Raw genomic sequence first — 18,697 nt, 5'->3', positions numbered from 1 at the left:
CGCTTCATTGTGGCTTGAGAGCCCGGAATTGGCAAAGCCCCATCGGTAAAGGCTCCGTCTACCTGATCCGACGCAGAACGAAGACTCTTCGCTCATGCAAATTCGGCAGCCGCCGAACCGCGATCAAGCGGTTCCTGTGCCTCGTCGCCCAGCTCGAAACGTCCTTGTTGAACCAAAATCTCCCATTGCCCGTCAAATCGACGGCTGAAATTGAGCACCACGGGCGTTCCATCCGCCAATTTCGCGGACAAACCATGCATGAACCAGCCACGCGTCAACATGGGCCGACAATCGCTGGAAATCCGCACGTCCTCGCCGGGCAGCCAGCCCGTCGGACGCATCACCCATCCATCATCGTCCACGAACAGGCGCCAGCGACTCTTGGCAACCAATCCCGCTCCGGAATCCTTGGGAAACACCACGATTCCTTTCCCGCCAGACAAACGCAAATCAGGACAGGCATAGGATCGCCAGACCCTCGCGATCACCGGATCCAAAAAGATGGTTCGGTAAAACCGCATGCGACGCCCGGTCCAACGCAAAATGATCGCGGCCAACACCAGCACGATCAAATTGATCACGGTGGCGATCGTCGGGCTGAACGCGTAGACGGCCATCAACAATCCACACAACGCTTTATTGCAAACCTCAAACACCGCGTCCAAAAACGGAATCGGCGTCAGCCAGACCAACAACTCAAAAAAGAATTTGACGCAGTTGATCACGATCACGTTCACAACCATCGCGAACGCTAGCAACGTCTCGACGGTAAACGACAGCACACCGAGCTGTACCATCGCCACTTCGCCCGCGTTGCCCGAATGGGCAGCTCCCGAGTCTGCCAGAAACTTGATCACCAACAGGATGACAATCACCGAATAAGTCTCCAGCTGATCAACCGCCTGCGCGAACGGCTTGCTGACCTTCGTCAAACGGGGCAAGCTCGTCAGAACGGTCAACACCAGGAACACTCCAAAGAGCACTTCATTTTGCAACGGGCCCGTGGAGCCCAGCAGCGCATTGTTCTTGATCCACTCGGGGCCCCAAAGCGCGAGCCCTGAAAGGCAAGTGATCCCAAAGAACGGGGACAACGCAAGCGGTGCGAGAGGCCCCAGCCAATCGGCCAAGTGCAACGACTCCGCCCACGAGTTGGCCACCGCGATGTCGGTCGCATCAAAATCCTTCGGCTGCAGACTCTCCGGCAGCTCCATCGCGTCGGCGGAAGTTGCGTCGGCGGAAGTTGCGTCGGCGGAAGTTGCGTCGGCTTCGGCCCCAACAACCAACGTGCCGCCGTTGATCGATAGGACCAATAAAAGCATGAGAGCCGAAACGGCAACCAAGATGGGAATGCGACGGTCCACTTGTGACGGTTCTTTCAATCGCATCAAGAATCCCTTCGTTGGAACAAATAAATCAACCTGACGATGCAGCTTGCGGCGTCAACGATTTTCCGGTGACCCAAACTCCCATATTAGCCGTCGGAGTAGACCTGTGAAACTCCGCGTTCTGTATCCCATTGAGCCACTTGTTAATCGACGGCAGCCAACTCACCGACAGCCAAGCCGAAAAAATCATGCGTGCCAAAATCATGCCCCTTGCCTTCGTGGCCCTCTTTGTCTTTGGAATGGTCTCTTCCTACGGCCGTTCCAAGGCCATCGGTACCAAACTCAAGATCACGGAAAAGGAAACCGTCAGCTACTCCGGGGATGCGACCGAAACCGACGCTGGAACGCTCGGTAAACGTCTTGTCGAGCTGGACTATTTTGACGGACAGGGCGACGCGGATGTGTTGCTGAGCAAGAACGATTCCGGCTTCACCGTTTCGTTCGTGCTGCAGGATGGCGCCTGGGAAAGTGCCAGTACCGTCACCAGCTTTGCGTCCCTTGGACGTCAGCTCCACCAAATACTTGGCGGGCGTCCTCTGACGGTCAACCTGATCGACAGCGACATCAACGTTCGCAGAAGCCTCAGCATCACTCAATCCGAGTCGGTGTTGGCCGCGTCGGAGTGCGAGTCCATTCGGTACCTGAGCCCGGCAACGGAAGCACAAGCCGACTTGCTGGCAGACGCATTCAAGAAGGTAGGATTCTTCGACGGCAACAACCCAAAGGACGTCTTTCTCGAAATTGGCTCGGATTCAGAGACGCAAATCATCTCCGCAGTGGTCCAAGAAGGCGTTTGGAACGATCCCGAAATGGTAGCGTCCTTTGATGCTCTGTTCGCAGGGTTGGCAGGCATCATCAACGCTCCAATCGAATATCGTTTGATCGACAAGTCCAATAACTTGCACCACTCCAACTCCTTCGCGGAGTGAATCAACAAGTCGCATAAAAGCTCCGGGCGAGTGACTTTCTCGTTCTGCGAATCGCAAGATTTTACTTTCACGGCCTTGCTATTCCCGCTTTCCAGGTAAGATGTTCAGCGATGAACACCAGCGTGTTCTGCTACACCATACCGAGCAAGCCCATCAGAAATTGAGTAACGTTGAATGTTGATCAAGAAAATAGTGCCGTTGATCTTCCTCGGCTTTTTCGTCTTTGGACTCGTCACTTGGTACAGTCGCTCCAAGGCGATAGGAACGCGACATAAGATCACTGACAAGGAGTCTGTGAACTACTCGGGCGATGCCACCGAAGCGGACGCCGATTCGCTGGGCAAAATGCTCGTCGATATGGGCTACTTTGACAATCAGAACGAAAAGGATGTCTTGCTACGCAAAGACACCGACGGGACATCGATTTCATTTGTCGTTCAAGACGGCGTTTGGGACGATCCCAATGTTGTCTCGGCGTTTGAGTCGGTCGGTCGACAAGTCGCACAAAGTCTTGGCGGTCCGCCATTGAACGTCGACTTGATTGATGACAGTATCAATCTCATGAAACGCATGGTCATCACGAAAACAGAGACCAGCCTCAAAGCTTCGGAAACTGAATCGGTCCGTTACTTGAGCCCCGCCACGCCGGAGCAAGCATCAGCGTTGGTAGATGCACTCAAGGCGATCGATTACTTCGACGGCGGATCGACCAAAGACGTCTATCTCGATATCGCGTCCGATGATGAGACACAAATGGTTTCCGTCGTTGTGCAAGACGGCGTGTGGGAGGATGTGGAGATGGTCGCAGCCTTTGAAAGATTCGGTGTGGACGTTGCAACCCATTTGGGATTGCCCATCGAATTCCACATCATCGACTCCTACCGAAACTCGCATTTCTCCAAACAATTGCAGCCAGGGGAAATCCCCGCGGAAGAAGTCCCCGCGGAAGAAGCACCTCAACCGGCCGAGTAGATCGTTCGCCACCAAACGCCGTGAGCCGCGACGCGTAAGCGGCCGGGCCTTACGCTGGACTGCTCAAAGTTTGCTGTTGACACGTCTTTTTGATGCCACCGTCTTATTCCCGTGTCACCTCCACCAAGGAACTTGGGGGAGGTCGCGCTTAACCGTTTAGGCGAATGCGAGGGAGGGGGCTTGCGCGCTGCTTGGACACATCAATGCGTATTACCCAGCGTAGGCCCCCTGCTCTGCCCGGTGTCGTTACGGCCTGTTGATCGAGTCCGTGTTGTATCGAGACTACTCTTTCTTTGTTAGATGTTTATCAGCGAAGTCAAGGTATTGCTCCCAGTCATACTTCGCTAAATCGTGCTTGCCTGTTCGAAGGTGATAGCCGATCCTGCCGGACTTGATCGGCTGATCCGCTGCTGGCATTTCGTCCGGTAGCGATTTGCCGCCCATTCCATCGGTCCCCAGTAGACGATAAACCGGATCGGCCAACGTTGCGGACATGAATTCACCCTTGGGATCCGCCCACTGATCCTCCGTCGCACTGGCCACGTACAGAGGACGCGGCGCGATCAATGCCAACAACTCATGTTGGTCGACCGGACACGCGTTTTCATTCTCATTGTACTTCACGTACTGATCGCAGAACCAATGTGGAAACGACGTGTTGATGCGTCCGATGGTTTCACCGATCGCGCGACGGCTCAGTGCTGCGCCTCCACAGCCGGAGTCGTTGCTGATCACCATCGCAAACCGAGGATCACTGGCACCGGCCCACAGCGAAGTCTTGCCGAGACGCGAGTGGCCGATGACGGCAACGCGAGTTGCGTCGATTGCTGAATCGGTCTCCAAGTAATCCAACGCACGACTGAGACCGTAGGCCCACGCAGCGATGCTGCCCCATCGATGGACCTGCGGCACGTCATCGAGCTGCGATCCCAATGGTCCATGGATGCCATTCTGGAATCCGTCGTCAAAATCGGGATCGATATCCCCATAGTAGATCGTAACCAACGAGTACCCGCGATCGATGATCGTCTCGACCGGCCATCGACTGGCTGCGACGCCACGCCCCGCTGCCGTCGCCCGATGTCCGTCCGTCGAATCGTCGCGCCGATCACGCACCCAACTCTCAGTGATGGAGATCGATGGGTCGGGATCGATCGTATGATTTCCTTGAAAATTCAATCCGACGAACGCGGCGCTCGCACCCGTTGACTTGGTTGGCGTGTAGATCAGCAATCGCATCGAGTGGGCGTCGTCCGACTCACCAAAGAACACGTCGACTTCACGCCGAACTGCTTTCCCGCCCAAGGCATTCTCGTCGCAGCTGACCAGTGAATGACGAATCGGACACGGCTTGGGCGAAACCCCGTAAACATGTTTCTCAAAAAGATCCACCAACACCGATCGTCGTTCACGCCACTGCTCGGGCGTCGTCACCGCTTCACCGGCCTGAGTGACCAGCGGATCTGGCAATTGATAATCGGGGATCTTTGATTCATCGTAGTTCGCTACGAACTTCTGAGCCTCGGCGATCGTCGGTGCCAAGAAAACGAACGACAACGTCAGCAGAAACAACAGTGAAAATGATTTTCGGGCAAGCGGGGAAATCATCACGGCGGGGTCTCACTCTTGGTGGATGGCGGTGGGGAGCACATCATTGTAAAACGTTCACAGGTGACACGTTTCGTTTCTGGAGAAAATTTTTGATGTCCAACATCGGTCCAATGATTGCTGCGTCGGCGCGTTTGAGCTTGGGATACGCAGAGCGTTTGCTGAAAGACGTTCGTGAGCAGGATTTTGCGAGATTTGCCCGAGTTGGCAGTACGATCATCGAGTCCAATCACCCCTCCTTCATTTTCGGGCATTTGAGCCTCTACGCTCCACGCGTGATCGCTGAATTGGGCGGTGATGCCAGTTCCGTGCAACCGTCCGATGGTTTTTTGGCGGTGTATTCCAAAGACGCTAGCTGCGTGGACGATCCGGAGGGAACGCTGTACCCGCCGATGGGCGAAGTCGTCGATGCGTTGATGAAAAGCCATCAATTGGCGATCGAGACGCTGGAGTCAGCCGATGACGATTTGTTTCTGCAGCCAAACGGAAACGAAGCCATGCGAGGCAAGTTTCCCACCGTCGGTGCGATGCACGGATTTTATCTCGGCGGGCACTTCATGTTGCACATGGGCCAAATGAGCGCCTGGCGACGAGCGATGGGACTCGGTCCTGCGTAAGTTACGGCAGGGTGTTTCAAACTTTGCCGCTTTTCATTGAAACAGGTGTGGCGTAGGATTCGCGAAATACCTTGCGTTTGTTTGCCGATCCGTCTGTTGCCAAACATTGTCCCCTTTCTGCAGAGGTGCATTTCTCGCCAAATGGTCTACGCTCTATTGCTACTTGGGTTGGTGGTGTTGGTCGTTGGAGCTGAGATCATCGTACGAGGAGCGGTTTCCCTGGCGGAGATTGCAAGGGTGTCGCCGTTGGTCATCGGTTTGACCGTCGTAGCGTTTGGTACCAGCGCACCTGAGTTGGCGGTCTCGACCGTGTCGGGTCTCAAGGGAGATTCCGCGATCGCACTCGGGAACGTCGTCGGCAGCAACATCTTCAATGTGCTGCTGATCTTGGGATTGTCGGCTGTGATTGTACCGCTGTCGGTATCTGCTCAACTGATCCGATTAGACGTTCCGATCATGATCATTGTTTCCATCGCTGCATGGCTTGCCGCCGTCGACGGAACAATCCAGCGATGGGAAGGAGTCGGCATGCTGCTGGTCTTTCTGACGTACACCGGTTGGTTGGTTCGAGAGGGTCGGCGACAAGTTCCCGATCAAAGCAGCGAAACATCAGAAAGTGTCTCGCCGCGAGGCATGAGCGTGGTCGTCAGCCTGCTGCAGTTGGCAATCGGATTAGGGCTGCTCGTTTGGGGCGCCCAATTGCTCGTCGAATCCGCGACGACGATCGCCCGCTCGTTGGGTGTCAGCGACATCGTGATCGGACTTACGATCGTCGCCGCTGGCACGTCACTACCAGAACTGGCGACCTCTGTCGTCGCGGCATTCAAAGGGCAACGTGATATCGCGGTGGGAAACGTCGTTGGCAGTAACGTGTTCAATCTGTTGATGGTTCTGGCGACGGCAGCAATCGTCTCCAACAACGGCGTCCCCGTCGCGGCGGAGACGCTGAGGTTTGACATGGTCGTGATGGTTTCGACTGCGTTGCTATGCCTGCCGATTTTTTTCAGTGGCGCGATCGTCAGCCGAACCGAAGGCGCCGTGATGTTGACGCTATTTGTTTCGTACACCGCGCTGCTGATTTCCGGATCACTGCTAATGCCTTGGGCGGGGACGGCCAAGTCCTGGTTTGCCTACGGCGTGTTTCCCGCTACCTGTGTCGCTTTTGGAATCCTCGGTTGGCTAACACGAAACCGTGGCGACGTCGATCCAGTCGGCCAAGACCACCAGTGACCTGATATCAGCCACAACGTCGTGGGGCAGGTTTTCAACCTGCCGAGGAGTCGCAAAAAAGTGGCAGGTTGAAAACCTGCCCCATGGAGCAACGGAATTCGTCATGCAGAACGCGGCCACTAGTTGCTACAACGCATCGGGTAGCTGCGGAGCAGCGATAGCGTAAAGCATGGGGTGCGAACCCCATGATTATGAGATACGATTTCGCCCAGAAGCTGCGAAGCAGCGACAGAGCTTGACAGCAATCGCTGGCAATCGCTGGTCATGCTCCGCATGACGAATTTCGACACACCTTTCTGATGGCCCAGTGTTCTGGATTCGGCGAGAACCCTCAACTTCGTCTGCAATCCCACCAACCGAGAGCAAGCCAACGCTTTGGTTGCCCAAGTCACACTGGGCAGTCTCGGCAACCAGGTAAACCAGCAAGCTCTACCTGGTACCACTCCAAAGAAAGAAACCCTCAATCAACGTCTGCGCGCTCGGCAGAAGGTTCGGGATTTAAGAAGTTAAGAAGTTTAAGAAGTGAACGCACAGGCAATAGAAAGCCGCGGAGCCGGCGGAAGCGTAAAGCCTGGGACGTAAGTCCCAGGTCTCGTTCCGCAACGATACCGATTGAGCCCCGAAGGTGGCGACAGATTGCGGGCGATATCGTGCCGTCTCTGTCGCCGCTCTGCGGCTTTTCAGACGCGGAAATGTGGCACCCCAAGGGGCTGACGCCCCATACTTTGCCCTATCGCTGCTCCGCAGCTATCTGTTCAAGGCGAAGTAATCGTGGGTCATGCTGTGCATGACGAAATACGGCACGCGCATTAACACGTGGGGTGACCTGTTCTCAGGAACTACGCTCGGTGACGTCCGGTGTGCTGGTTGTGATGTATCGATGGCGTCATGCACAGCATGACCTACTGGAACTGCGGAGCATGTCGTATTGATGACTCTATCTGTTCAGCGCAAGGAATCTGTCGTGTCTCGAATGTTTGCACGCGAAGACGCTAAGACGCGAAGGACGAGCCTCTTTCTTCGCGTCTTAGCGCCTTCGCGTGAGAATCAAAAAAGAAAAAGGCTGCGGGGGTGGAGATGACAGTCTCAAAGGAAGCCACCGTGGCAGCAGCAAACTTTCCCTCTGCGCTCTCTGCGTTTCATCTTCAGCAGCCTTCACTCAGATCGCACATCAGATTGCAGTATTTTGAGGTGCGAATAAAACCACCTTTTCGCCTCCCGGCGCTGGGCACTCCCCGAAGTGCTTGCGCTGCGTTGCACGCTGCCGAGCAAGAACGCATTCATCAATGGCATGCGATCTGGACTGATTCAGCCTGATGCTCATTGGTTGAGCTTGATCGAACAGGCGATCGAATTGGTGAGCGAAGCAGTAGAGTGGCCCGAAGCAAGCGCGAGACCACCGTGACATCGAGTTCAAATTATCAATCGCGTTGTTCCGCACCCATTGGTTTCAAAACACAAACCGATCAGGCTCATCAATCGTCTATGCAATCACATCACGATGAAATTGGCACCAAACAGCAAATTCAACCGCCTTGGCGAGACCGTTTCGAGTCACTCAGAGAGATCGCATCACCTGCAATCGAACCAACCAAGAGCAAGAAACCGCGTTGCTTACCCAAGTCACACTGGGCAACCTTGGCAACCAGGTAAGCCAGCAGAATCTAGCTAGCAGCCAACCAAAGAAAGAAACCCTCAATCAGTGTCCGCGCGTTCGGCAGAGAGTTCGGGATTTAAGAAGTCGAGTGAGGTTGAATCCCGAATCCCGAGTCTGACCCCGACGAAGCCTTTCCCGAAGAAGTGAACTGCGGTTGAATCCCGAATCCCAAGTCTGACCCCGACGAAGCCTTTTCCTGATTTGAAACTCCTTCCGTCGAGCTTGTCTCGGCGGAGGAAACAACTGACGGCTACCAACGCACGCCAAAAAAACTTCCCCACCGCCCGCGAATCGCCTTCGGCGATTCGCGGGCGGTGGGGAAGTGAATGCGATTGTGTTGAGGGTAGCTGCCATTTGTTGCTCCGAACCGGGGCAAGCCCGGCGGAAGCAAAGAATCCATCTTGCGTAGACCGTGAATGCCGCCACCCCCAACCTTTTGCAACCCGGCTTTCGACAGCAAAACCTAGGCATCATCGCGGGGTGACAAGGTTCACCGTCCCCGTAGCTCAACGCTTTCGCTGTGGCTGTAGAACTCGGGGCGTACATGCATTGGATGCTGCCCAGACCGGTTTGATACTGCCCGCGATGTTACACACGCACGCTGTACTCGAACACGTACGTACCTTTGGGCAAGAGGTGCGAATAAAACCCCTTTCCCCTTTTCAAAGATCCAAGGCACAGCGCCGGAGTACCGTGGCCAGAGCGAGAATCAGCACGTCCTCGGCTACCTGGCCAAGTACGTGGCGGGCGTGGCGATTGGTGATCGGCGATTGATCCGCGTCAACGATCACGAGGTGGTGTTCGACGCGAAGGACTATCGCGACAAGTCGCATGTGGAAGTGTCGATGCCGCCCAAGGAGTTCTGCTACGAGTTCTCCCGACACATCCTGCCGCACGGGATGCCTCGCACCCGCTAGGGACGTGAAAAGAATTGTTGCTGCCTATGACCGTGAAGCATACCACGGGTGCGCCTTCGGCGACCCGCGGCTACCTTCTGCGATCCCTAGCGGGATTCAATCTAATCGCGTTAGAAACCCCGTTCCCCTTTTCGAAGAAGTACTCCGATTAGTGTTCGATCAGTGAAGATTAGTGGTTTTGCTTCTCTTGAAGTACGATCCGTTCTCACGTTTGCGATGCGTCGTTATTGATCAGCAGGCCGACCTGTATCTCATTGCTTTGAGTGTGGCTTGCTTTGGGAACACTAATGGGCACGAATCGAACACTAATCAGCAGAACTGCAAGCAGGCTGGATGAAGGCGGCTGGCCAGCAGTTACCGGCAAGGCAGGATTTGGTTCTGTATTTGGGGGAGACAAGCTTCGCGAGCATTCAGATCAGCGGAAGAAGCTAGCCCTCCCCTTCCCCTTTTCGAAGAACTCAGTTGGCGAAGTGCGATTTGGTAGAAGATTACTGGTAGCGACTGCACGGGCGAGCCGTTTTCTGTGACATTTTCTACCAGTAATCTTCTACCATCTCCGGTCTGAACCATTGAGCGCCGCGCAAAATATTCGAGAGTGGACTCTGACTCTGTTGCGGAAGAATCGCAGAAGTGTGCGTCTGTCACAAAACTCTAAAAAATTCCCTTCCCCTTTCCAAGTACGCCGCACGCTGTGGAAGCAATCGCATCCCGAGTCGGACGATCCTTTGGAAGCAGATTCGCAATCGCCTTTAGAAGAATCAACAACCAAGGAACCTCACGACTATCGCTGCAAGAAGTGCAACGGCTTGGTCGACCCGGCCGGCCAGTTGGAAGGATCGCTGACGGTCTCGCTGTTGGCGGTCGCGCACTGGGTGGTGACATGGCAGCAAGCGCAAGCCACAACGACTCAGGTTGTTCCCCATTGGCGACGGGCACTGGCTGCGGTGATCGGGCAGCGGATATCGATGCCAAGCAAGAACGCATTCATCAATGGCATGCGATCTGGACTGATTCAGCCTGATGCTCATTGGTTGAGCTTGATCGAACAGGCGATCGAATTGGTGAGCGAAGAAGTAGAGTGGCCCGAAGCAAGCGCGAGACCACCGTGACATCGAGTTCAAATTATCAATCGCGTTGTTCCGCACCCATTGGTTTCCAAACACAAACCGATCAGGCTCATCAATCGTCTATGCAATCACATCACGATGAAATTGGCACCAAACAGCAAATTCAACCGCCTTGGCGAGACCGTTTCGCGTCGCCAAGAGTGATCGCATCACCAGCAATCGAACCAACCAAGAGCAAGAAACCGCGTTGCTTACCCAAGTCACACTGGGCAGTCTCGGCAACCAGCTAAACCAGCAAAATCTAGCTGGCAGCGTCCCAAAGAAAGAAGCCCTCACTCAACGTCTGCGCGCTTGCGGGAGGGTTCGGGAATTAAGAAGTGAACAGGCGGCTCACCGCCGGGTGGGACGATGACTACATGGAAAAGGCCGTTTTCAGTCGGTAAATCGCCGTGCAATCGCCCTGCTACCTCTCGTTATTGAGTCCTGACACCTTTGTTTCGTCCGACACCTTTGTTTCGTCCGACACCTTTGTTTCGTCCTGACACCTTTGTTTCGTCCGTCAGATTGCCCTTCCGGAATCCTTCAATCCGGTCTTGAATCCTCAAATTGTCTGATTCAGTCTCATCGACTTTCCGCTTTCTAATACCCAAGAGCTCAGGAACTTGCTTCCGCTGAATCAGATCACCGGAGAAAACATCTCTCCACTCAGCAAACGTTCCTGCGGACCCGGTACTCTTTAAATACAACTGATCGCCTTCGACTTTGCATTCGACATCATGTCGATAGGCCGAATGATCCACTCCCAATGGTTGGGCGTACGCTTGCCATCGAGCCGCGCCATCTTGAGACATGTAAATTTCAACTCCGCTGTCGCTTATTAAGCCGTATCGGAGTTCAAGTAAGATATTGTCGGTTGCTTCGATGATCTCGCAGCGGACGCTAATCCCGTCGGCTTTTCCAAATCTGGATTGAGTTTCACCATCAGCGGGTGAATCTCGCAGAATAAACCACATCACTGCGATCACGACCACAGTTAAGGCAATTAACCAAAGTAGACCAGTTTTCATCATTTGCACTTTCATTCCAGTGGAGGCGCATATGAACTCGGTATTGGGTCACACGGTTTGAGGTCATGTTTAGAGTATTCTTTCCACACAGTTTTTAGAAATTTGTCTGAGGGCTGGACAGATGTGTCCATTGGAATTAGCTCGTCTTTTGATGGATCGTCCTTGGTGAACTTATAACCCCAAGTCACGCATCCCAATACCGCGTCAACCTCGCCAGAACGAATACACAAAGCGCAGGTCTCGAACGTCATTGAACCGTTCAGGTTGCCTCGACTGCGATGCTGATTCGGTTCATCTCTAACTTCGATATCATCAGGCCAATGCAGATGATCGGGAGTCCAGTAATATGGTTTGGCGTCACCGTCGACAAAAGGACCATCTATGAGTGGTATTGTCTTCCAGGGACCTGGTTTCGCTTCAGCAATCTGCATGAATGCGAACTTCTCGCATCTACAGCTTTCTCCATCGTCTGGAGTGAATTTTAGAGTCAGCTTTAAACCGACCATCGAGCCTGGACCGTCTACAATGCTATCCCAAGTTGCCAAATCATATTCAGGTGCGGATATGGTCCCGGGGCAACCACACCCTGGATCTGCACGACAACTGAACTTGGCCTTACTCTTCGTAGTGAGGCCACTGGGATCAGTTTTAGTAGTCGACGCATAGAACCGATAAAGTGAATGCCCATCCCAATACCCGATCGGATCTCTGGAGCAAGACTCCACTTGAGTGACTGCGTTGAAGGTGCAGCGGCGTTTGAGGCGGTGGGGCGTTGGTAAGACGTGATTTCGCACGGGCTGATGGCAACGACGACTTCCCCCGCGCGCGTGGGCGACGGTGACGGGTTGGCGGCGGGGGATTTTTTGTCGTCGTTGCATGTGACTCATTGTATGGCATCCAACTGCGATGCGGTTAGTCTTCTTCTCGCTCTGCGGGATGCGTTTTGTCGTGGATTTCCTGCAACCTGCGGATCGACGTTCTGGCGTAGATCTGCGTCGTGTCGCTCTTGGCATGACCCAGGATCTGCTGGATCAACGTCAAGTCCGCGCCGTTCTCGTGCATCAGTGTCGCCATGGTGTGTCGGTAGATGTGACACGCACCCGGCTTGTCGATGCCAGCGGCTTGGATGTAGCGGCGACCGTACTCCGTGATCGTGTCCGGCTCGAGCTCCGTGCCGTGGATCGTCAGGAATAGCGTGTTGTCGCTCTTGGGGGTTGAGAACTTGTCGCGGACGCCGTCGACATAGCGGGCGATCCAGAGCAACGCTCTGGTGCCGATCGGGATGTAGCGGTCCTTTTGGCCTTTGCCCCGATCGATGAACAACGCCCGACGCTCCACATGGATCTCGTCCAGACGTAGCGCACAGAGTTCAGAGCGACGGATGCCGGTCGAGTAAAACGTCTCCAAGATCGCTCGATCTCGCAGACCGATCGGTGTCCGCGTGTCTGGTCCGGCGAGCACCTGCTCGACTTCGTCGGCCGTCAGGATCGCTTTGGGAAGCGTCTTGGGTTGCCGGGGGAGCTCCAAGTCGGCGGCGGGACTGAACGCGATATGGTTCATCTTGGCGAGCCAGGCGAAGTACGTTCGGATTTCTTTGAGCGCAAGATGTTGACTGCCCCAACTCAACGGCTGGCCGTTGGATTTGCGGTACCGGTACAGGTGACGTTGGTAGCTTTCCAAGATCGGCTTGGTGATGTGGATCACGCACGTCAGGTCGCGGTCTTGGCACCAGATTGCGAAGCCGCGAACGTAGGTGATTCGCTTCTTGATCGTCGCTTCGCTGTAGTTGCGAATGCGAAGCCGATCGGTGTGCTCGACCAACAGGCGATAGAAGCCGCGTGGGTCGTTGGTGTCGCCGAACGCTAAAAACTCCCATGCCCTCTCCGGAGAGCCGGAGACCGGAGACTTATCAAGATTCCCTGTCGCGCAGTCGCTTCTGAAGGTCTGACATTCGCTTCGTAAGTGCATCGATGCCTTGCGGAAGCAGTTCCCCGTCACCAGTGGGGGCCTCTCCCAAGAGCTGCTCGAGAAGCTGGATTTGGCCTGCTAATTTGCCTTCCTCACGTCCTTCCTCGCGTCCTTCCTCACGCCCTTCCTCGCGTCCTTCCTCGCGTCCTTCCTCACGGGCACCTGAAATGGCCCACTCATAGTCTCTTTGAGCCTTTTCGCGTTGATCGTACATTTGCTTGTCTTCCGTTTTAGCGGAGATGGTTTCTATCGTGGAAATCGCTGGCTCAAACTCGATCCCGGGGAGCAATCGGCGGAGAGCTTCCCCGTCGTAATCCTGGGCGTGTAGCAACAGGAATACCCATTGATTCAGTTTACTCGCCCTGGAGATCGTCTGCTCTGCCAAGGCATACTTCGTCAATTCTACCGTGTGGACTTCGATCCCGTTGGAAATTGAACGACCGCTCCGTTGGTCCAGGAGCTGAAAACGGTGGTAAGCTTGGGTGGTTTGGGAGAAAAGAACGCGGCTGAGCAGACAAATTGAGATCGAGGGCGCGGCCAGGGCGTAGTTTCCGCCTTTGGACAGTTGGTCGACGTACATGCTACAGGCATAGTAAACCAGTCGCTCAATCAGGCCCGCGTAGACCGATACTTGCATCTCCACATTGAGCATGCGACCAGAGGAATCGCGGCAACGGATATCGAGCACAATCAGTTTGCTTTCGGCAAACTCCTGGTAGCTGAAAGGATTAAGAATCTCGACGGAAACGATCGGTCGATCGAGATCGAGGATGGCATTGAGCAACCCGATCAACGCAGCAGAGTTTTGTGGAGAACCAAAGATTTTTTTGAAGGCAAAATCAACGGTCGGTCGAATTCCGAGCGGCATAGATGGCTTCCAAGCATAGGCACAACGGACGAACACGAACTCCATGTTACACAAATCAGAGCCATGGAGAGGGAGACATCGCGCCACTAGGCCGGTTCACTGCCGGCACCTTGGGACGCGGCCAAGTCCTGGTTTGCCTGCGGCGTGTTCTCCGCTACCGGTGTTGCTTTTGGAATCCTCGGTCGGCTAACACGAAACCGTGACGACGTCGCACCAGTCGGCTTAGACGCCTGATGACCTGTTATCAGCCGAAAAAGACGTGGGGCAGGTTTTTAACCTGCCGAGCTGACGGGAAACCTGGCAGGTTAAAAACCTGCCCCACGGAGCAACGGATAACGAGAATTGCGATTGCCGATAAACCTGGCGGACGAGTCGGCTTTGCAGTCCGTTTTGACAACGGTGCAAAACAAAGACTGGATCGCCGACATCCAAGGCACACCGCCTGAGTATCGTGGGCAGAGTGAGAATCAACACGTCTTCGGCTACTTGGCCAAGTACGTGGCGGGCGTGGCGATCGGTGACGGGCGATTGATCCGTGTAAACGATGATGAGGTGGTGTTCGACGCGAAGGACTATCGCGACCAGTCGCGTGTGGAAGTATCGATGCCGCCAAAAGAGTTCTGTTACGCGTTCTCAAGACACATTCTGCCACATGGAATGCCACGCACCCGCTACGCAGGCTGCTTCGCCCCGAATGTGCGTAAAAAGTACCAGGAGTTGTGCCGCAAGCTGTGGAAACAATCGCATCCCGAATCGGACGACCCGACAGAGTTGGATTCGCAATCGCCTTTGGAAGAATCAACAACCAAGGAACCTCACGACTATCGCTGCAAGAAGTGCAACGGCTTGGTCGACCCGGCCGGCCAGTTGGAAGGATCGCTGACGGTCTCGCTGTTGGCGGTCGCGCACTGGGTGGTGACATGGCAGCAGACGCAAGCCACAACGACTCAGGTTGTTCCCCATTGGCGACGGGCACTGGCTGCGGTGATCGGGCAGCGGATATCGATGCCAAGCAAGAACGCATTCATCAATGGCATGCGATCTGGACTGATTCAGCCTGATGCTCATTGGTTGAGCTTGATCGAACAGGCGATCGAATTGGTGAGCGAAGAAGTAGAGTGGCCCGAAGCAACCGCGAGACCACCGTGACATCGAGTTCAAATTATCAATCGCGTTGTTCCGCACCCATTGGTTTCCAAACACAAACCGATCAGGCTCATCCATCGTCTATGCAATCACATCACGATGAAATTGGCACCAAACAGCAAATTCAACCGCCTTGGCGAGACCGTTTCGAGTCACTCAGAGAGATCGCATCACCTGCAATCGAACCAACCAAGAGCAAGAAACCGCGTTGCTTACCCAAGTCACACTGGGCAACCTTGGCAACCAGGTAAGCCAGCAGAATCTAGCTGGCAGCCAACCAAAGAAAGAAACCCTCAATCAGTGTCCGCGCGTTCGGCAGAGAGTTCGGGATTTAAGAAGTCGAGTGTGGTTGAATCCCGAATCCCGAGTCTGACCCCGGCGAAGCCTTTCCGTAGTGGTCGGACGCCCCGGAACGGGCAAGTCCGTGATCAAAGAGGTTCGAATAGAACGCCGTTCTCCTTTTCCTGATTCGAAACTCCTTCCGTCGAGCTTGTCTCGGCGGAGGAAACAACTGACGGCTACCAACGCACGCCAAAAAAACTTCCCCACCGCCCGCGAATCGCCTTCGGCGATTCGCGGGCGGTGGGGAAGTGAATGCGTTTGTGTTGAGGGTAGCTGCCATTTGTTGCTCCGAACCGGGGCAAGCCCGGCGGAAGCAAAGAATCCATCTTGCGTAGACCGTGAATGCCGCCCGCCCAACCTTTTGCAGCCCGGCTTTCGACAGCCAAACCTAGGCATCATCGCACGCTGTACTCGAACACGTACGTGCCTTTGGGCAAGAGGTGCGAATAAAACCCCGTTCCCCTTTTTCTGGTCCGTTCCCCTGGTATGTCCCCTAGATCAAAAAAAATCTAGAGAAAGGACCATCCAAACGCTCCATTGGAAGAGCTTTTTACCTTCCAACCAATGGAGCAATTCAGATGGTCTCTCGTACCAAGTCTACCAGAAAGAACAGCAACAAGTCTTCCAAACGACGCTACATCGGCAAGCCCGGTGGCGTCATCCAGGAAAGAGTCCTGAAGGTCGGTCCGCAACGATTTGGGATCGTTGCGGTCGACTGTGCAAAGCGGCGATCCAAATGGATGCTCTGCGATTTCTACGGACGTGTCATCATCGAACCGACCGAAGTGGATCACGAACGTGGGACGCTCGATGCAATGGTCATGCGAGTCCTCGAAGCTTGCCAAGCAGAAGGAATACAGGACTCTATCGTCGCCGTCGAAATGACCGGTATCTACCACAAGCCGGTGCAACGTGCGTTTCGCAAGGCGGGCTTTGACACACGCACGGTTCATCCCTTCGCATCGGCACACTACAGAGGAGCACTGCACCCGGACAACAAAACCGATGACAACGATCTCGAAGCGATCTTCCTCGCCGCTGCCGCTGGATACGGACTGTCGGTGTTTCCAGTCGACGAGACCTATCGTTCGCTCCAAAGGCTCGCACGTCACCGCCGTAACTTGGTCAAGCAGCGTTCCAGACTGAATGTTCAAATCAGAGTTCTCATGCATCAGACGATGCCAGGCTACGCGGACCTTTGGGAAGAAGACAAACTGTTCAGCCACTCGGTTGCAATGCTGATCGCAAAAAACTTCTCGTCGGCCGAGTCGATCAAGAAAGCCAAACAGGCCGGCTTGGCAAAATACTTGCGACGCTCCAAAACACGATTCCAAGAACGCACGCTCGACAAGATTTATGCATGGAGCCTGCAAGCGGCCGAGCCCGATCCACTTATCGAACTATTAACCGAGCAGTGGAAGCAACTGCTGGAGTTGCGTGACATGCTTTCTGCACAGATCACTCAAACGGAAAGGCAATCGGCATCATTTCTCGCTAAAACGCCGTACATTCTGCTGCTTTCGATCAAAGGCATCAACGTTGTCTCAGCATCGGAGTATGCCGGCGAAGCAGGTCCGATTGAGCACTATGCTTCCGCCACCGCAATCAACGGTCGTGCTGGTCTTTATCCGTCACGATACCAAAGTGACGAAGTCGACCGCACCGACACGGTTGCCAAGAACTGCAACCGACGACTCCGCGCGGCTTGCATCTTGTTGGCCAAGAACCTCATCAAGTGCCATCCCTACTACCGCGGGTTATCGGCCGTCTGGGCGACGCGAAACATTAAAACTCAAGATCGCAATTGTCGAATGGCCAACCGGGCCAATCGGATGGTATTTCAGATCGTCAGCGGTCGCCAAGTGTGGCGTGGCAGAGGCATTGATTGCGAGGCGATTCTGTTCAAGCTACGTGAATTCCATCACGCGCACGCGACGCCACTGGATCAAACCGTCGCTCACATGAACGAGGCTTATCAATGGCTTCCCAAGTCGGTGCATCAAACCGAAGGCAAGCCGTTAGCAGAGCTGGCGGGCAAGAAGCGGCGGGGCACCTCATCGATCGGCGAATTACTGATCCCACTTCTTATTCGACTTGGAGTTCGCGAAGCGAGCGAGTTAGAATCAAAGACGTCCGAAGCTTAGGGCCCACATTGGTTTGTCATCGCTGCGCAAGCGGCGCACTGACAACATCGATCCTTCCCCGAGGGCAGGCGTGGCTTTTCGAAGCTGCAGTCAATAAGCCCGTGGAAAAAGCGTGATGCTCTGTCAGCGGTTCCAACGCCGGATAAGACAGTGTGAGGCTTCTAAGCTTCGGATATCTACCAGGGTGGCGAGACGGAACCATCCAAGCTGCCAGAGACGTGCCTAGGCAGCGGACAAACCATTGGACTTTGAGTTCAAAAAAAGTTACCGTGAGGTAATGCCGATGGAGGTACGCGCGTATCTCGCCAAGGCGGCCAAATCAAAGTTCGACCATGACAGTGCTTTTTCTGGTCAAAGAAAGAAACCCTCAATCAACGTCCGCGCGCTCGGCGGAGGGTTCGGGATTTAAGAAGTGAACTGCGGTTGAATCCCGAATCCCGAGTCTGACCCCGGCGAAGCCTTTCCCCGCGGCTTTCGCAATCGGAAATGTGGCACCCCATGGGGCTGACGCCCCATGCTTTACGCTGCCGTCGCATCCGCGACTATCCACGACTCGGCTTTTAAGACCCCCTTCCCCTTATTGCGAGTTCTTCCCCTTATTGCGAGTTAGAATCAAAGACGTCCGAAGCTTAGGGCCCACATTGGTTTGTCATCGCTGCGCAAGCGGCACACTGACAACATCGATCCTTCCCCGAGGGCAGGCGTGGCTTTTCGAAGCTGCAGTCAATAAGCCCGTGGAAAAAGCGTGATGCTCTGTCAGCGGTTCCAACGCCGGATAAG

At 54.7% G+C, this 18,697-nt stretch carries 14 protein-coding genes; 8 read left to right on the top strand and 6 right to left on the bottom strand.

Annotation, left to right across the window (positions count from 1 at the left end; genetic code table 11):
* Window positions 1-92: 92 nt before the first annotated feature.
* Window positions 93-1,385, bottom strand: coding sequence for a hypothetical protein (locus tag Pla52nx_RS15520; protein WP_146523560.1), 1,293 nt, complete (start codon window positions 1,383-1,385; stop codon window positions 93-95).
* A 131-nt stretch (window positions 1,386-1,516) separates the two neighbouring features.
* On the opposite strand from Pla52nx_RS15520, the gene Pla52nx_RS15515 reads away from it, so the two are divergent.
* Complete coding sequence (locus tag Pla52nx_RS15515) at window positions 1,517-2,314, top strand: hypothetical protein (protein WP_146523559.1); 798 nt, start codon at window positions 1,517-1,519, stop codon at window positions 2,312-2,314.
* A gap of 174 nt (window positions 2,315-2,488) precedes the next feature.
* On the top strand, window positions 2,489-3,286 hold the full coding sequence (locus tag Pla52nx_RS15510; protein ID WP_146523558.1) for a hypothetical protein: 798 nt from the start codon (window positions 2,489-2,491) through the stop codon (window positions 3,284-3,286).
* 282 nt (window positions 3,287-3,568) lie between these two features.
* On the opposite strand, the gene Pla52nx_RS15505 is transcribed toward Pla52nx_RS15510, so the two are convergent.
* Window positions 3,569-4,894: an acetylxylan esterase gene (locus Pla52nx_RS15505; RefSeq protein WP_231742833.1), complete on the bottom strand. Its 1,326-nt coding sequence runs from the start codon at window positions 4,892-4,894 to the stop codon at window positions 3,569-3,571.
* Window positions 4,895-4,989: 95 nt separating this feature from the next.
* Here Pla52nx_RS15505 and Pla52nx_RS15500 point away from each other — a divergent pair, with 95 nt between their 5' ends.
* The 4 genes from Pla52nx_RS15500 to Pla52nx_RS15485 all read left to right on the top strand — a co-directional run bounded on the left by Pla52nx_RS15500 (window position 4,990) and on the right by Pla52nx_RS15485 (window position 10,424).
* Window positions 4,990-5,511 carry a DinB family protein gene (locus Pla52nx_RS15500; protein ID WP_146523557.1) on the top strand — a complete coding sequence of 174 codons (522 nt, stop codon included), beginning with the start codon at window positions 4,990-4,992 and terminating at the stop codon, window positions 5,509-5,511.
* A gap of 141 nt (window positions 5,512-5,652) precedes the next feature.
* Window positions 5,653-6,741 carry a calcium/sodium antiporter gene (locus Pla52nx_RS15495; protein WP_146523556.1) on the top strand — a complete coding sequence of 363 codons (1,089 nt, stop codon included), beginning with the start codon at window positions 5,653-5,655 and terminating at the stop codon, window positions 6,739-6,741.
* A 2,205-nt stretch (window positions 6,742-8,946) separates the two neighbouring features.
* On the top strand, window positions 8,947-9,315 hold the full coding sequence (locus tag Pla52nx_RS15490) for a transposase (protein WP_342190426.1): 369 nt from the start codon (window positions 8,947-8,949) through the stop codon (window positions 9,313-9,315).
* Window positions 9,316-9,884: 569 nt separating this feature from the next.
* Entirely contained in the window at window positions 9,885-10,424 is a 540-nt protein-coding gene (locus tag Pla52nx_RS15485) for a hypothetical protein (protein ID WP_342190415.1), read from the top strand.
* Window positions 10,425-10,855: 431 nt separating this feature from the next.
* Here Pla52nx_RS15485 and Pla52nx_RS15480 read toward each other — a convergent pair whose 3' ends face one another.
* The 4 genes from Pla52nx_RS15480 to Pla52nx_RS15465 form a co-directional block, all read right to left on the bottom strand.
* Window positions 10,856-11,464, bottom strand: coding sequence for a hypothetical protein (locus Pla52nx_RS15480; protein WP_146523553.1), 609 nt, complete (start codon window positions 11,462-11,464; stop codon window positions 10,856-10,858).
* The gene (locus tag Pla52nx_RS15475; RefSeq protein WP_146523552.1) at window positions 11,461-11,880 is read right to left on the bottom strand and encodes a hypothetical protein; all 420 of its coding nucleotides are present in this window, start codon (window positions 11,878-11,880) and stop codon (window positions 11,461-11,463) included. The genes Pla52nx_RS15480 and Pla52nx_RS15475 overlap by 4 nt, the downstream gene beginning before the upstream one ends.
* 481 nt (window positions 11,881-12,361) lie before the next feature.
* Window positions 12,362-13,417: a site-specific tyrosine recombinase XerC gene (xerC, locus tag Pla52nx_RS15470; protein WP_342190414.1), complete on the bottom strand. Its 1,056-nt coding sequence runs from the start codon at window positions 13,415-13,417 to the stop codon at window positions 12,362-12,364.
* Window positions 13,359-14,285: an Rpn family recombination-promoting nuclease/putative transposase gene (locus Pla52nx_RS15465; RefSeq protein ID WP_342190413.1), complete on the bottom strand. Its 927-nt coding sequence runs from the start codon at window positions 14,283-14,285 to the stop codon at window positions 13,359-13,361. Before Pla52nx_RS15465 ends, xerC begins: the two co-directional genes overlap by 59 nt.
* Before the next feature lie 342 nt (window positions 14,286-14,627).
* Here Pla52nx_RS15465 and Pla52nx_RS15460 point away from each other — a divergent pair, with 342 nt between their 5' ends.
* Both Pla52nx_RS15460 and Pla52nx_RS15455 read left to right on the top strand, forming a co-directional pair.
* A complete protein-coding gene (locus tag Pla52nx_RS15460; protein WP_342190412.1) occupies window positions 14,628-15,434 on the top strand; it encodes a transposase in 807 nt (268 codons plus the stop codon).
* A 917-nt stretch (window positions 15,435-16,351) separates the two neighbouring features.
* Window positions 16,352-17,917 (top strand): IS110 family transposase, encoded by a 1,566-nt coding sequence (locus Pla52nx_RS15455; protein WP_146521838.1) that lies wholly within the window; start codon window positions 16,352-16,354, stop codon window positions 17,915-17,917.
* Window positions 17,918-18,697 lie beyond the last annotated feature (780 nt).

Origin of the sequence: Stieleria varia, from assembly GCF_038443385.1 — a bacterium.
Taxonomy (GTDB): domain Bacteria; phylum Planctomycetota; class Planctomycetia; order Pirellulales; family Pirellulaceae; genus Stieleria; species Stieleria varia.
The sequence above is the reverse complement of the archived record's forward strand: the minus strand, read 5'-3'. Positions and strand labels throughout refer to the sequence as shown.